Consider the following 13,847-nt stretch of genomic DNA (forward strand, 5'->3'; position numbering starts at 1 on the left):
GAATGTCAGAATCGGATCATTAGGGCCCATATCCCCTGATTCTTGTCTCTGACGCCGTTTTCCAGGATTTCCATGCACCGTTATCGTTCCCACACCTGCGGCGCCCTCCGCGATTCCGACATTGGCCAGGAGGTCCGGCTGTCCGGCTGGTGTCACCGCATCCGCGACCATGGTGGACTGCTGTTCATCGACCTGCGCGACCACTACGGCATGACGCAATGCGTGGTCGACCCGGATTCCAAGGCATTCGCTCTGGCCGAAAAGCTGCGCGCCGAGTGGGTGGTCAAGATCGATGGCAAGGTCCGCCGCCGTCCCGAGGGCACGGACAATCCTGATTTGCCGACCGGCACCGTGGAAGTGTTCATTGCCGACATCGAAGTGCTGGGCGAGGCCGGCGAATTGCCGATGCCGGTGTTCGGCGAGCAGGAATATCCTGAGGAAATAAGGCTCAAGTACCGCTTCCTCGACCTTCGCCGCGAGAAGCTGCACCAGAACATCATGACCCGCGGCGCCATCGTCGACTCGATGCGCGCCCGCATGAAGAAGGCCGGGTTCTTCGAATTCCAGACGCCGATCCTCACCGCGTCGTCGCCTGAAGGCGCGCGCGACTTTCTCGTGCCGTCGCGCATTCATCCCGGCAAGTTCTACGCGTTGCCGCAGGCCCCGCAGCAGTACAAGCAACTGCTGATGATGTCGGGCTTCGACCGCTACTTCCAGATCGCGCCGTGCTTCCGCGACGAAGATCCGCGCGCCGACCGCCTGCCGGGCGAGTTCTACCAGCTCGACCTCGAGATGAGCTTCGTCACGCAGGACGATGTGTTCGCTGCGATGGAGCCGGTGATTACCGGCGTGTTCGAGGATTTCGCCAAGGGCAAGCCGGTCACCAAGAAGTGGCCGCGCATTCCGTTCGCCGAGGCACTGCGCAAGTACGGCAGCGACAAGCCGGATCTGCGCAATCCGCTGGTGATGCAGGATGTGTCCGAGCACTTCCGCGGCTCGGGCTTCAAGGTGTTCGCGCGCATGCTGGAAGACGCCAGCAATCAGGTCTGGGCGATTCCAGGTCCGGGTGGTGGTTCGCGTGCATTCTGCGATCGCATGAACTCGTGGGCGCAGGGCGAAGGCCAGCCGGGCCTCGGCTACATCATGTGGCGTGAAGGCGGTGAGGGCGCAGGTCCGCTCGCCAACAACATCGGCCCCGAGCGCACCGCCGCGATCCGTGAACAGCTTGGCTTGAAGGAAGGCGACGCCGCGTTCTTCGTTGCCGGCGATCCGCAAAAATTCTGGAAGTTCGCGGGCCTCGCGCGCACCAAGCTCGGTGAAGAGCTCAACCTGATCGACAAGGATCGGTTCGAACTTGCGTGGATCGTCGACTTCCCGATGTACGAGTACAACGAGGAAGACAAGAAGGTCGATTTTTCGCACAATCCGTTCTCGATGCCGCAGGGTGGCTTAGAGGCGCTGGAGACGCAGGACCCGCTGACGATCAAGGCGTTCCAGTACGACATCGCCTGCAACGGCTACGAGATCGCGTCGGGCGGCATCCGTAACCATCGCCCGCAGGCGATGGTTAAGGCATTCGAGATCGCGGGCTATGGTGAGGAAACGGTCGTCGAGCGTTTCGGCGGCATGTACCGCGCCTTCCAGTACGGTGCCCCGCCGCATGGCGGCATGGCGGCGGGCGTCGATCGCATTGTCATGCTGCTTTGCGGCACGAACAACCTGCGCGAAATCTCACTGTTCCCGATGAACCAGCGTGCCGAAGATTTGCTCATGGGTGCGCCATCGGAAGTCTCGCTCAAGCAGTTGCGCGAACTCCACATCAGGCTCAATCTACCCTAATGCGGTGGTTCGCAAGTCCGCATCATTCTGCGGCATGCTCTTTTGCGGACTTGCGAACCGAAACCGCACTAGAATTATAGTTTCTAGTGTCCCTTTGAATCCGAAGTTCGCTATGGAGCGCGCTGCCAAAATGATGCGAACTTCGGATTCGGGACACTAGTGTTGAATCGCATATCCGTCGCAGGACGGGACTAAACAGACCCGCGCAAGCTGGGGCAAAAAGAATATCGGGAGTGGGTATGGCGTCGACGTTGTCTGAAGAACTTCGCCTTGCGGCGTTGGCGTACCACCGACTCCCCCGGCCCGGTAAGCTCGAAATACAGGCGACCAAGCCGCTGGCGAACCAGCGCGACCTCGCGCTGGCTTATTCGCCGGGCGTGGCGGCGGCGTGCGAAGCTATTGCCGCTGATCCAGCGCAGGCTGCCGAACTCACGACGCGCTCCAACCTTGTCGCTGTTGTCAGCAACGGCACCGCGGTGCTTGGCCTCGGCAACATCGGCCCGCTGGCTTCTAAGCCGGTGATGGAAGGCAAAGCCGTCCTGTTCAAGAAATTTGCCGGCATCGATGTGTTCGACATCGAGATCGCCGCCGACACCATTGCGCGAGTGGTGGAGACGGTGGCCGCGCTGGAGCCGACCTTCGGCGGCATCAATCTCGAAGATATCAAGGGGCCAGAATGCTTCGAGATCGAGGAGCAGCTCAAGGCGCGGATGAAGATTCCTGTCTTCCACGACGATCAGCACGGCACCGCCATCATCGTCTGCGCCGCGATCCGCAACGCGCTGATGCTGACCGGCAAGAAGATCGAGGACGTCAAGATCGTAGCGTCGGGCGCGGGCGCTGCCGCGATCGCGTGTCTCAATCTGCTGGTGTCGCTCGGCGCCAAGCGCAAGAACATCTGGGTCTGCGACATCGACGGTCTTGTCTATGAAGGCCGCAATACGCTGATGGATAAGTGGAAGGCTGTCTATGCGCAGAAGACCGACAAGCGCACACTGGGCGACGTGATCGGTGGCGCGGACATTTTCCTCGGCGTCTCCGCCGGCGGCGTGCTCAAGCCCGAGATGGTCAAGGAGATGGCCGACAAGCCGCTGGTGATGGCGCTGGCCAACCCGACCCCGGAAATCATGCCGGACGAGGCGCGCAAGGTGCGCCCCGATGCAATGATCTGCACCGGCCGTTCGGACTTCCCCAATCAGGTGAACAATGTTCTCTGCTTCCCGTTTATCTTCCGGGGCGCACTCGATGTCGGCGCGACCGCGATCAACGAGGAGATGAAGCGCGCTGCCGTCGATGCGCTGGCGCAGCTCGCGCGCGATCCGCCGTCCGATGTGGTTGTGCGTTTTGAGGGCGGCGAATCCCAGGGCTTTGGCCCCGGCTCGCTGATTCCGAGCCCGTTCGATCCGCGGCTGATCCTGCGAGTGGCGCCGGCGGTGGCCAAGGCCGCCATGGATTCTGGCGTAGCGACGCGGCCCATTACCGATTTCGATGCTTATACCGAGCAACTGGATCGCTTTGCGTTCCGTTCCGGTTTGGTCATGAAGCCGGTGTTCGCGAAAGCCAAGACGCAACCAGTGCGCGTGATCTACGCCGAGGGGGAGGACGAGCGCGTGCTGCGCGCGGTGCAGGTCGTGCTGGAAGAAAAGCTGGCACGTCCGATTTTGGTCGGCCGTCCGTCCGTCGTGGCCGCGCGCATCAAGCGGTTCGGCCTTTCGATCAATCCCGGCAGCGATTTCGACCTTATCAATCCAGAAGACGATCCGCGCTACCGTTCCTATGTCCAGAGCTACATCGACGTGGCCGGCCGGCATGGCATCACGCCGGAAGCTGCGCGGACGCTGGTGCGCACCAACGCTACTGTGATCGCGGCGCTTGCAGTTGCGCGGGGCGAGGCCGACGCCATGCTATGCGGCGTGGATGGCCGTTACATGAGCCACCTGCGGCGCATTCGCGAGATCATCGGTGTGACGCCGGGACTCGCGGACTATTCGGCACTGGCACTGGTCATCACCAGCAAGGGCGCGTATTTCATCGCCGACACCCAGATACGTCCCAATCCGACGGCGGAAGAACTGGCCGAGATGGCTGCGCTCGCCGCGGTTCACGTCCAGCGCTTCGGCATCAAGCCGAAGGTGGCCTTCCTGTCGCATTCGGATTTCGGCAGCTACGATTCAAGCTCGGCGCAGAAAATGCGCCGCGCCACCGAGATTCTGGTGAACGATCACCCCGAGATCGAAGCCGACGGCGAAATGCAGGGCGATTCCGCGCTGACCGCGCTGTCGCGCCAGCTCGTGCTGCCGCATTCGCGGCTCGAAGGTTCGGCCAACATCCTGATCATGCCGAACCTGGATGCGGCGAATATCGCCTACCAAATGATCAAGATTCTTGCGGACGCGCTTCCGGTCGGGCCGATCCTGATCGGACCCACACGCCCGGCGCATATCCTGACGCCGTCGGTGACGGCGCGCGGGATTCTCAACATGACGGCGGTCGCAGCGGTCGAGGCGCAGGAACGGGCGGGGCGGCAGCAGCCGACGCTGTTCGGCTGACGGTAACTCCTGTATAGTCCGTTCAGGGATTTTTACGGGACCGCCAAATGCCAGCCATCGTTACTGTCGGACGTGTTCTGTTCGTCGTCCTGTTTGTGTTTTCCGGCGCTTCCAAGCTGTTCGATATCGCCTCGACGACCCAGGCGATCGCCGAGAAGGTCGTCCTTCCGGCAATGCTGACGCAGTATACGGCCCAGCTTGAGGGCATCACGGGGATGCCGACTGCGCAGATGCTGGCGATTCTGACAGGCGCGCTGGAGGTTATCGGCGGGCTGTTCATCGCACTGAACTTCGGCACGCGGACCTTTGCCTGGCTGCTGGTGTTGTTCGTCGCGGTGACGACGTTCTATTTCCACAATTTCTGGGACATGACCGGCGCGGATCGCATCAACAACATGATCCACGCGCTGAAGAACCTATCGCTGATCGGCGGCCTTTTGGTGATCGCAGGCTATCCGCGGCCGGTGGCGATGGAAGACAGCAGCCGATATACCGGGGTTTAACTCCGCCGCCACGCCGTGACATCGACGCGGCGTTCTTTATCAAGGACGCGCGTCTCCGCCGGCTTGAGGCCGTGTGCGGAGAGAATGTCCTGCGGGGAATGTTGTGGCACACCGGGAAAGCAGCCAGCGCCGTCCGGAATTTCCAAACCGTGCGCCTGCGACAGCCAGAACGTGTCGTAGCGATTCATAAACATCTCGAACACGTCGGGACCGCCGATGATCGCCGCTGTTCCGGTGGTCACGCCCGCATGACGGCACGCGTCCTCGAAGGACACCCTTGCTGGATTCCACAAGGTTGCTTTGGGATTGGATGAATCGGGGGCGAGGGCGGCGACGCCGCGTGTCAGTATAATGCGTGTGCGCTGAGGCGAATGCGGCTGGTCCTCGAATGAGTTCCTGCCGTGAACGATCAGATCCGCAGCGTCGAGCGCGGACTCGAAAAATCTCTGGTCGGCTTCGAACTTGAGCGAAGCGGGCATCACGCCGCTGGAATCCGCGAGCATGCCGTCGGCGGAGACGATCACATAGCCTTCAATGCGCATGACGTGCGGTTTAGCCATTTCCGGGAAAGCCGCAAGTGCGTGTTTCGGCTACTCGGAAATGGTTTGCACCACGCTGTTGAGCGGGCGCGAACTCACCGTCGGCAGTTTGAGACCCTTGACGACGTCCTCGTCGTACTGCGCGATGGTGGTCACCGGCGCCTTGGCCTTGACCTGAACGATCTTGTATCCACCGGCCTTCAGCCGTTTCATCAACTCGGGCAGGGCTTCGCCGGTATGTTTCTGGAAGTCGTGCATCAGCACAATGCCTTTGCCGAACTTGTCGAGCTTTGTCATGACGGTGTCGACGATCTTCTGTGCCGTGCTGGCCTTGAAGTCGAACGAGTCGAGATCGCAGGACCAGATCGAGATATTCCGCTCGCCGAGATACGTCACCATGGCGGGCGGATGTTGAAGCGCCGGGAAGCGGAACAGCGGTGAGGGCGCGGCACCGAGCGCCCACTTCACGGCGCTGAAGCCTTTCTCGATCTCTTCTTTCTGTTGTGCTTCGGTCAGCTTCTTGTTGTTGAGGTTGGCGTGCGACCAGGTGTGCGAGCCGACGGTGTGGCCCTCCGCTGCGACGTGCTTGAGAATTTCGGGATAGTAGGTGGCGTGCTTGCCGATCGGGAAGAAGATCGCCTTGGTGCATTCGTCGGCAAGTGTCTTGAGGACCGACGGCGTGTTGACCGGCCATGGGCCGTCATCGAACGTGAGCACCACTTCCTTGTCGCGCAGGAAATCGAGCTGCTTGAAATGCTCGAAGCCGAAGCCGGGGCCGCCGGTGGTGTCGATCTGCACCACGCGCGAAACACCGATCGCACTCGGGTTGGCGCAGTTTGCTTTTGCGGCGGTTGGCGCAGGGGCCGGAGCCGCTGTTGCTGCGGTTGCGGGCGCTGGGGCCGGAGCGGCGGCAGGGGTAGGCGGTGGAGTGGTGCGCTGCGGGATAAGGGCCTGCGACCAGACGCTGGTGAAAGCGCAGACCGAAATGGCGCTGGCGGCGAAAACGGTTGCCTTGATACGCATGGAAACACCCCTGAACGCGAAATCTCCCGCGTCCGTCCGTCGGACGCCAACGTAGTCCCCGACCAACAGCCTAATCCTGCATCGGCAACCGCGCCAACCGATTTTCAACAGGAGCGTTGGCAGGGTTAATCTGGGGCGGTGGCGGGTTCCGTCAGGCGCTTGGTATGGACTTGCGAACCAAAGCTACACGCGAACTTCGGATTCAGGACACGAGCGCGCGGGCGACGGCGGTGACGACACGGGTATCGGTCGGCTCGACGCGGGATGAAAACGCCTCGGCGATGTGGCCGTCGCGGCCAACGAGGTACTTGTGGAAATTCCAGCTCGGAAGATCGGCCGGGCGCTCGGCCGCCGCCCATTTGTAGAATGGATGGGCGTTAGGCCCTTTCACGCTCGTCTTGACCGTGATCGGAAAGCTGACGTGATAGGTCTGCTCGGCGGTATGTGCGATGTCGCCTGTGCCGCCAGGTTCCTGCGCGCCGAAGTCGTTGGACGGCACGCCGATCACCATCAGGCCGCGCTCACGAAACTGCGTCCACAACTCCTGCAACCCGGCGTATTGCGGCGTGTAACCGCAGAGCGAGGCGGTGTTCACCACCAGCACCGGCTTGCCGGCGTAGTCGGCGAGGCGGATGTCACCGCCCTTCAGGCTCTGGAAAGAAAAGCCGTAGGCAGTCATGCGGCTCATGGCCGCCTGTGCGAACGCGGATTGTGCCGTAAACGGGAGCGTAGCGCTCGCTGCAATGGCCGTTATCACACCTCGGCGGTCGATCATGATGCGCTCCCTGAGACAGTGCCGTTCAAGATAACGGATTGCCACCGCCGCGAGTTTCAAGAACCCGTGACAGTCCTCAGGGCCGCTTGGGCGGCTTGTCGCACCATGGCATCGGCAGCAGCGGTTCGTAATACTCGTTCCACTCGCAGATGTATTCGGGGCCGCTGCGTTTCAGGACATGCTTGACCGGTTCGGCCTGGCTGATTGCGACATGAGCGGCAATCAGCGCCACGCCGACGGGATAGGCCCATCTGCTGAACCTGAGATCGCTCATTTTTTCCAGCAGCAGCGCGCCGGCCAGAATGATCAGGGGATCGGTCAGGATGAAGTATTCCGCCTTGAGGTTACGCCGCACGCCGAGTGCATCGATGCCGATGGCGGACAGCATCAGCAGCGCGGCCTGGATCGCGACCTGCCGCTCGCCCCTGAGCCACGCACAGACGATGCCGGGAATGACCAGCCAGGTCAGGAACACGGTGGGACGCGGCGAGGTGAACAGCACGAACGTGTAGCGCTGAAGCACGGATTTGACGCCGTCGAACAGCAGGGCGATGGCAGCCCAGATCTTTCCACCTTCGGTGGCCGATGTCGCAGGTGCATCCGCAAACACCAGCATCTTCTCGATGGGATTGATGACGGCGACGGCGTTCTGTGGATCGAACTCGATATACAGTGCGAGCAATCCGAGGGACGCACCGGCGGCAACCGCGAACATCGAAGCCAGCGTCTCGGTGGCGCTGATGCGCCACACTGCCGCGAACGCGATCATGCCGACGCCGACCCAGCCGAGCAGGGCAATCTGATAGATCCCGAACCTGCCGGCGATCAGAGCGTGAAGTTGGGCGATGTCGATCGATTCAGGCTCTAGTCCCGCAGCGATCAGCGGCCACGCAAGCGCGAGCATCGCGCCAGCGGCGATAGCCGAGAACAGGACCGCGATCCATGCCGCCGAACCGCGCCAGAACGCTGTGCTGGCACCATCCGCGGTGCCAAAGGGAAGCATGATCACCGGCAGCGCTGCGATCAGCAGGATGATCTGAACCTTGTTCTCCATCCCGAGCACGCACAGCGCGGCCGCACCGGCGAGAGCGAGCGGGCGCCAGTTGCTCGCACTGCGGCTTACGGCGATCAGCAGCATCAATGCGAGCGTGAAGAGGCAGGCCGCGATCAGTTCGCTGCGGAGGATGCGCATGTGGACAGCCATGCCACCGGAGAATGCGAATGCGAATGTCGCGAGCAGCGCAATCCGCCAGTCGCTAAAGATGCGCCGGGCAAGAGCCGCAAAACCGATGACGAAGATTGTCGCGGTCAGCCATGCCACAATGCGGCCCGCACGGACCGCGCCGGTCATCGCGGCATCGAACGCGGGCACGTTCAACGCCGAGGGGATCGACGACAGTTTCCATGCATCGAGCAGTCCCAGCGAATGCATCGCCTGAAACCACCATTTCACCGAGAGGATGGTGAAGTAGGACGGATGATCGAAGAACGCCTGCGGCTTGCCATCGTTGATCACGAGCGCGTTGTAGACGATCATGAAATCCATGTCGGCGTTGCGCCAGTAGATGACGAAATAGCCGGCGAGGAAAAACGATGCCGCGAGGAGCGCCAGGATGAAGGCCAGTCCGCCGTTCCAGCCGAATGGCGTCAACCGCGCGAATGCGTCACGCGGCTGATTTTTTTGAGCGGGGGTGACTGAGGACTGGATGTCGGGTGAGACTGTCATGATCGGCGCGTTCTAGCTTAACGCGCCGCTGAAAGCCAACCGTGAGCCTCATTTACCGCAGTGGGACGATAAAATCCGTCCCGCGGCCGGTCTCGTCGCCAAGGCCGCGATCCGACACGGTGATCGAGCCGCCCGGCGCCAGCGCCGAGGCGATCCGGGTCATGGCGTCTTCGGGGATGGTCAGGCGGTCGAGCGCCTCGGCCGGTGACGAGGGCGAAGCAGGGCGCGCGACGGCAGCAACTGGCTCGCCGCGCTTGCGCCGTGGAGGCTCTTCCGTTGCGCGCGCGGGCGCTGGCAGCGAGACCACCGACCAGTGCAATGCGTTGGTGTCATCCTTGTCGGCACGAACCGTGAAGACGTGGGTGCCGAGCGGGCGATCCGATGCGGCGATCGTGACCGGCGCTTCGAACCACGGTTCGAAATTCTGCCGCACGTAGATCTTGTTCTCCTTAGCGCTGACGAAGGCAGCGACATGTCCGGTGCGCGGCTTGACCGGGCCGATGAACTCGAATGAGCCTTCGGGCGCGAGCGCAACCGGCGTTGGCGCCGCGCCGGTCTCGGTGGCGCGGGCCTGATCCTTGTCGGTTTTAGGTACCTCGGACTTCTGGTCGGCAGGCTTTCCGTCGGGAGACTTGTCGCCGGGCGATTTGTCATCGGAGGGACCGGCGTCGCCATCAGTGTTTTTCGTGGCATCGTCCTTGGCTGCGGAGCTATCCTTCTGCGAGTTCGAAGAAGGAATCTTGCTATTCTCCCTGGCGCCATCCTTGGGCGACTCGGGTTCGGGCGTAACGCCGCCACGGCCGGCATCCCATGAACCGCCACCGCGGCTGGCATCCCATGCCTGCGCAACGACGCCGTCGGCGTCGCTCTTTTGCGGGAGTGCGCCGCTGGCGTGAGCCGTGCGAATTGGCGCGTCTTCGGAGATCGATGTCAGCCGCAATTGCGGCTTGTCGTGGGAAGCTGCGTCGACAATCGACGACCGGTCAGACTTCGGCGTCGTCGTGGCGTGCTTTTCCAGTTCCGTCGCGGCGGCTACGGGTTTTGTGCCAGGCTTGCGAGCGATCAGCAGCGGATGGGAAAAATCAGCCGGTGAGAGTTCACCGGGTGCGATGATCACGCGCGCGCCCATGCGGGTCCAGCCCCACATCCGCATCGCAAAATTCATCGGCATGCGGATGCAGCCGTGCGACGCCGGATAGCCGGGCAGGACGCCTGCATGCATCGCCACGCCTGACCAGGTGATGCGTTGCATGTAGGGCATCGGCGCGCCGCTGTAGATGTTGGAGCGGTGGTACTTGTTTTTCTGGATGACGCTGAACACGCCCATCGGAGTCGAGTGACCGCGCATGCCAGTCGAGACCGGCGATTCCGCGAACAGGCCGTTCTGATCGTAGACTTTCATGTGCTGCGTCTCGATCGAGATCGCGACGACGATCGGGCCGACCGGCTTTGCAGTGTCCTTTGGGGCGTCGGGCAATTTCTGTTTGGCGCGCGTCACGCGCGGGCGGCGTGGCTCGATGCGCCGCTGCGGTTCAGCGTAGTAATCGGTTCCGGGATCCATGGGCCAGTAGACCTGCGCGTCGGCTGGCAGCGCAAATCCGGCGGTTAGTGTCGCGGCGAGCCATGCGGTTCGCAGGCCCCAGGACCGGGCCTGTCTGGAACTGATGTCACTGCAAAAAGGGGAGGTTGTGCCGACCGTTTTCTGCTGGTCGTCCGAAGATGGTAGCCGATTGCCATGCACGCGAAATTCCTCAATTGATTCCAGTATTAGTGTCGCCAACCGGCTTAATGTTCATCGCCGCTGGGCCTCGATACCGCATTCTGCGTGATTCACGGTGCCGAAACACTAGCGTCCCGAATCCGAAGTTCGCTTCATTTTGCAACACGCCCCGAGCGAACTTCGGATTCGAAGCCCGCAAAAGCGCGCTGTAGAGGTCATGCGGGCTTACGAGCCATCACACTAGCCGTTGAGCCTTCAAAAGCGCTTAACGGCCACTTATCCGCAGTCACAATCCCGTGCCTTCCTACGGGGGTGATGACACCCCACATAAGGGGTTCCGGGGCGGGACAGCCGTGCCGGAACCGTTCTGAAGACCCCTTCCTTGGAGCCTCCCGATGTCCTTCCGTCCGACCCGACTGACAGCTGCCGCGCTGTTGGCCACTGCATTGACGTGGCTGGCCATGACGCCACTGGCCGCGGCCGACGAGCCGGACCTGATTTTTCGCCGCTCGACCGTATTCAAGCTACTTAGCCCGGATGACAAACTTGCAACTTACGGGGTCGATGATCCGGTGGTTGACGGGGTGGCCTGCCATTTCACCGTACCGGAGAAGGGGGGCTACAAGGGCTGGCTGGGGCTGGCCGAGCAGGTCTCCGACATCTCGCTGGCCTGCCGCCAGATCGGGCCGATCCGCTTCAAGTCCAAGGCGCCGCAGGGCGAGGACATGTTCCGCCAGCGCCGCTCGCTGTTCTTCAAGAAGATGCAGATCGTGCGCGGCTGCGATCCCAAGCGGAACGTGCTGGTCTACATGGTCTATTCCGACAAGCTAATCGACGGTTCGCCGAAGAACTCGACGTCCTCGGTGCCGATCATGCCGTGGGGCAGCAACGACACCATCCAGAAGTGCGGCGACTTCATATCGGGATAGTACGACCAGCGATCGCACAATCTCTGTTCCGGTCGTCCCCGCGCAAGCGGGGACCCAGACCTTCATAGTGCTGGATTCCCGCTTGTGCGGGAATGAGCGGAGGTGCAGCTCCCGATTTGATCGCCTCTACGCCGCCGACCTGTTCTTGAGCATTCCGACGATTGCGGTCAGCACGGCGCCGGCAACGCCGCCGCCTGCGGCCTGACCGATGATCGCGCCGATGTCCGGCGTCGCTGCGGAGTTCGCCAGCATCGGAATCAGCATTCCGAGAATCTGGCCGCCTACGCCGCCGCCGATCGCGCCGGCGATCGTATTCCCCATGGTGCCAAGATCGATGTTCTTGGCTGCGCCGCCAGCGACGTTTCCGCCGATGGCGCCGCCGATAATCTGGATCAGCAGACTGACAAGCATGCCCGACATGATTTCGCTCCCCGGTCCGGAGTCACGTTCATCACGACGGCGCCGGACTCATTCGCCGCGCTCTGCAACTGTAGGACGATGAAACAGGCGGTCACGCTGCAACTGCGAAGTCATGCGACGAAAAGCTGGGCCATAAGTCATCGAATTGTCTTGTGCAAATTCGAATCAAAGATGACGCGTTCGCGACCGGCTAGCGCTTGCCCTTGCGATCGACGCATTTTTTAGAGCGTTCGACGCCCGCTGCGGTCAGGCGCATGCCGGCGACTTCCTTGATCTGCCCCGCCGGGCAGGCGCCGTCATCGACATAGATTTTCTGACCGAGCCGCAGATCGGTGATGTCGGATTCGCGCCCGACGATGTCGGCGCGCGCGATGTCCGTGAACGCCAACGAAGCAATCGCGCCAAGCAGCAGCGCTCGCTGAAAGGATATTGCGATCATTCGCAGCTCACTTGTTCTGAATCTTCAACCCGTCGGGACCGACATTGATCTGCAAGCCCTGCGGCTTCTTATTGTCCTGATAGACCTTGTAGCCAAGTACAGCGACCGCGATGACAAGAGCGCCGATGACGGCGTAGAGGATATTGCGGTTGTCCATGCGGCCTCTCCAATGCGTCAATGCGAAACGGACGATGAAAACAGATTGATGGTGCCGACGCCGGCAATGATCAGCGCGAGGCCAATCACGGCGGGCATGTCGAGCTTCTGGCCGAACCAGACGAGGCCGACGAGTGTGATGAGCACGATGCCGAGGCCGGACCAGATCGCATAGGCGATCCCGACCGGCATGCTCCGCAACACCAGCGACAGGAAATAGAACGAGGCGGCGTAGCCGAGCGCCGTGAGGATCAGCGGCTTCGGCTTGGTGAATTGCTCCGACGCTTGCAGCGCGGAGGTTCCGATCACCTCAAGAATGATCGCGATGATGAGGTAGACGAAGGTCATGCCTCATCGTAGTCGGGCGGCCGTGATTCTGGTAGGCGCGGGGCGCTTCGCGGAGGTGCCGCTTAGTGCTTCGCCACCGTTTCCCGGACTTCTGTGCAGCACGCAGGGCATTCATAAACGAAGTCGACCCTCGCCAGGTCCCAGTGAGGCTGAACCTCTCTGATCTCCATGGGAAGGCACAGGCAGCTCGGACACACGGTCATGGCCGCGTGAAAAATCTGCCGCTTTCGGTGATGCTGTGCAAAGGCTGGCATGATTGCTCTCCTTGATAGTGGGAGCTCATTCTCGATCGCCGGCGAGACGTCATCGATCTTCGCCGATGATGCGCCATCCTATCGCGCAAGCTCTAAACACCTCATCAACTCTTGCGAACGCATAAAGAACATCCGCACAAACCCGGCGTGTGTGACCGAATCTACACAGTTGGTGCCTTGGTTCGGTCATATTGTAACTGGGCTTTCGCGACATCGCTCATGTGCCGCTCCGCCCAGATCCGCAAACTGTCCACGGTGTCGCTCAGTGTGCGCCCCAACGGTGTGATCGAATACTCGACCGTCACCGGAACGGTCGGCGTGACCTTGCGAGTCACGAGACCGTCGCGCTCCAGTCCTTTCAGGGTCTGCGACGCCATCTTCTGCGTGAGACCGCCGATCTCGCGGCGCAACTCGTTGAAGCGCCAGGGCCTGCGCGAGAGCAGGATCAGCAGCAGCACGGTCCACTTGTCGGCGATGCGGTCGAGTACCAGCCGGGTCGGGCAGTCCTGCGCATAGGGATTGGCCGGCCAGTTTCCGCGCGGAGCCTTGTTTCCGCGCGCGGCTCTGGCGGGTGGTCTCTCCAAGGGGACCATGTCTCGGGAAAGTGCCTTCTTCACAACGGCGTTG

General features: G+C 61.9%; 14 protein-coding genes. 4 read left to right on the forward strand and 10 right to left on the reverse strand.

Annotation, left to right across the window (positions count from 1 at the left end; translation table 11 throughout):
- Positions 1-72: 72 nt before the first annotated feature.
- The 3 genes from aspS (at position 73) to AC1Q6J_RS13160 (ending at position 4,891) form a co-directional block, all read left to right on the forward strand.
- Positions 73-1,839 (forward strand): aspartate--tRNA ligase, encoded by a 1,767-nt coding sequence (gene aspS / locus AC1Q6J_RS13150; protein ID WP_492279718.1) that lies wholly within the window; start codon positions 73-75, stop codon positions 1,837-1,839.
- A 239-nt stretch (positions 1,840-2,078) separates the two neighbouring features.
- Positions 2,079-4,388, forward strand: coding sequence for an NADP-dependent malic enzyme (locus AC1Q6J_RS13155; protein WP_492279719.1), 2,310 nt, complete (start codon positions 2,079-2,081; stop codon positions 4,386-4,388).
- Positions 4,389-4,435: 47 nt separating this feature from the next.
- Positions 4,436-4,891: a DoxX family protein gene (locus AC1Q6J_RS13160; RefSeq protein ID WP_492279720.1), complete on the forward strand. Its 456-nt coding sequence runs from the start codon at positions 4,436-4,438 to the stop codon at positions 4,889-4,891.
- On the opposite strand, the gene AC1Q6J_RS13165 is transcribed toward AC1Q6J_RS13160, so the two are convergent.
- The 5 genes from AC1Q6J_RS13165 to AC1Q6J_RS13185 form a co-directional block, all read right to left on the reverse strand.
- Entirely contained in the window at positions 4,888-5,433 is a 546-nt protein-coding gene (locus AC1Q6J_RS13165; protein WP_492279761.1) for a dihydrofolate reductase family protein, read from the reverse strand. The two genes, AC1Q6J_RS13160 and AC1Q6J_RS13165, sit on opposite strands and share 4 nt — an antisense overlap.
- Before the next feature lie 48 nt (positions 5,434-5,481).
- Positions 5,482-6,453 carry a polysaccharide deacetylase family protein gene (locus tag AC1Q6J_RS13170; protein ID WP_492279721.1) on the reverse strand — a complete coding sequence of 324 codons (972 nt, stop codon included), beginning with the start codon at positions 6,451-6,453 and terminating at the stop codon, positions 5,482-5,484.
- A 202-nt stretch (positions 6,454-6,655) separates the two neighbouring features.
- The gene (locus tag AC1Q6J_RS13175) at positions 6,656-7,228 is read right to left on the reverse strand and encodes a glutathione peroxidase (protein WP_492279722.1); all 573 of its coding nucleotides are present in this window, start codon (positions 7,226-7,228) and stop codon (positions 6,656-6,658) included.
- Between the two features lie 76 nt (positions 7,229-7,304).
- The gene (locus AC1Q6J_RS13180) at positions 7,305-8,954 is read right to left on the reverse strand and encodes a glycosyltransferase family protein (RefSeq protein ID WP_492279723.1); all 1,650 of its coding nucleotides are present in this window, start codon (positions 8,952-8,954) and stop codon (positions 7,305-7,307) included.
- Positions 8,955-9,006: 52 nt separating this feature from the next.
- Positions 9,007-10,515 (reverse strand): L,D-transpeptidase, encoded by a 1,509-nt coding sequence (locus AC1Q6J_RS13185; protein ID WP_492279724.1) that lies wholly within the window; start codon positions 10,513-10,515, stop codon positions 9,007-9,009.
- A gap of 554 nt (positions 10,516-11,069) precedes the next feature.
- Here AC1Q6J_RS13185 and AC1Q6J_RS13190 point away from each other — a divergent pair.
- A complete protein-coding gene (locus AC1Q6J_RS13190; protein ID WP_492279725.1) occupies positions 11,070-11,603 on the forward strand; it encodes a CreA family protein in 534 nt (177 codons plus the stop codon).
- Positions 11,604-11,729: 126 nt separating this feature from the next.
- Here the strand turns inward: AC1Q6J_RS13190 and AC1Q6J_RS13195 are convergent, their stop codons facing one another.
- The 5 genes from AC1Q6J_RS13195 to AC1Q6J_RS13215 all read right to left on the reverse strand — a co-directional run bounded on the left by AC1Q6J_RS13195 (position 11,730) and on the right by AC1Q6J_RS13215 (position 13,711).
- On the reverse strand, positions 11,730-12,023 hold the full coding sequence (locus AC1Q6J_RS13195) for a hypothetical protein (RefSeq protein ID WP_492279726.1): 294 nt from the start codon (positions 12,021-12,023) through the stop codon (positions 11,730-11,732).
- A 190-nt stretch (positions 12,024-12,213) separates the two neighbouring features.
- Positions 12,214-12,462: a DUF6719 family protein gene (locus tag AC1Q6J_RS13200; protein ID WP_492279727.1), complete on the reverse strand. Its 249-nt coding sequence runs from the start codon at positions 12,460-12,462 to the stop codon at positions 12,214-12,216.
- Positions 12,463-12,469: 7 nt separating this feature from the next.
- Positions 12,470-12,619: a hypothetical protein gene (locus tag AC1Q6J_RS13205; protein ID WP_492279728.1), complete on the reverse strand. Its 150-nt coding sequence runs from the start codon at positions 12,617-12,619 to the stop codon at positions 12,470-12,472.
- Positions 12,620-12,636: 17 nt separating this feature from the next.
- Positions 12,637-12,966: a DMT family transporter gene (locus tag AC1Q6J_RS13210; protein WP_492279729.1), complete on the reverse strand. Its 330-nt coding sequence runs from the start codon at positions 12,964-12,966 to the stop codon at positions 12,637-12,639.
- A gap of 415 nt (positions 12,967-13,381) precedes the next feature.
- A complete protein-coding gene (locus tag AC1Q6J_RS13215) occupies positions 13,382-13,711 on the reverse strand; it encodes a winged helix-turn-helix transcriptional regulator (RefSeq protein ID WP_492279762.1) in 330 nt (109 codons plus the stop codon).
- Positions 13,712-13,847: the final 136 nt, after the last annotated feature.

It is taken from the genome of Afipia sp. MLSD5-FHT05B12 (assembly GCF_058793355.1).

Bases quoted from the DNA above. Each gene is read 5' to 3' on its own strand.
- aspS (WP_492279718.1), top strand. From the start codon at position 73: ATGCACCGTTATCGTTCCCACACCTGCGGCGCCCTCCGCGATTCCGAC.
- AC1Q6J_RS13155 (WP_492279719.1), top strand. From the start codon at position 2,079: ATGGCGTCGACGTTGTCTGAAGAACTTCGCCTTGCGGCGTTGGCGTAC.
- AC1Q6J_RS13160 (WP_492279720.1), top strand. From the start codon at position 4,436: ATGCCAGCCATCGTTACTGTCGGACGTGTTCTGTTCGTCGTCCTGTTT.
- AC1Q6J_RS13165 (WP_492279761.1), bottom strand. From the start codon at position 5,433: ATGCGCATTGAAGGCTATGTGATCGTCTCCGCCGACGGCATGCTCGCG.
- AC1Q6J_RS13170 (WP_492279721.1), bottom strand. From the start codon at position 6,453: ATGCGTATCAAGGCAACCGTTTTCGCCGCCAGCGCCATTTCGGTCTGC.
- AC1Q6J_RS13175 (WP_492279722.1), bottom strand. From the start codon at position 7,228: ATGATCGACCGCCGAGGTGTGATAACGGCCATTGCAGCGAGCGCTACG.
- AC1Q6J_RS13180 (WP_492279723.1), bottom strand. From the start codon at position 8,954: ATGACAGTCTCACCCGACATCCAGTCCTCAGTCACCCCCGCTCAAAAA.
- AC1Q6J_RS13185 (WP_492279724.1), bottom strand. From the start codon at position 10,515: ATGGATCCCGGAACCGATTACTACGCTGAACCGCAGCGGCGCATCGAG.
- AC1Q6J_RS13190 (WP_492279725.1), top strand. From the start codon at position 11,070: ATGTCCTTCCGTCCGACCCGACTGACAGCTGCCGCGCTGTTGGCCACT.
- AC1Q6J_RS13195 (WP_492279726.1), bottom strand. From the start codon at position 12,023: ATGTCGGGCATGCTTGTCAGTCTGCTGATCCAGATTATCGGCGGCGCC.
- AC1Q6J_RS13200 (WP_492279727.1), bottom strand. From the start codon at position 12,462: ATGATCGCAATATCCTTTCAGCGAGCGCTGCTGCTTGGCGCGATTGCT.
- AC1Q6J_RS13205 (WP_492279728.1), bottom strand. From the start codon at position 12,619: ATGGACAACCGCAATATCCTCTACGCCGTCATCGGCGCTCTTGTCATC.
- AC1Q6J_RS13210 (WP_492279729.1), bottom strand. From the start codon at position 12,966: ATGACCTTCGTCTACCTCATCATCGCGATCATTCTTGAGGTGATCGGA.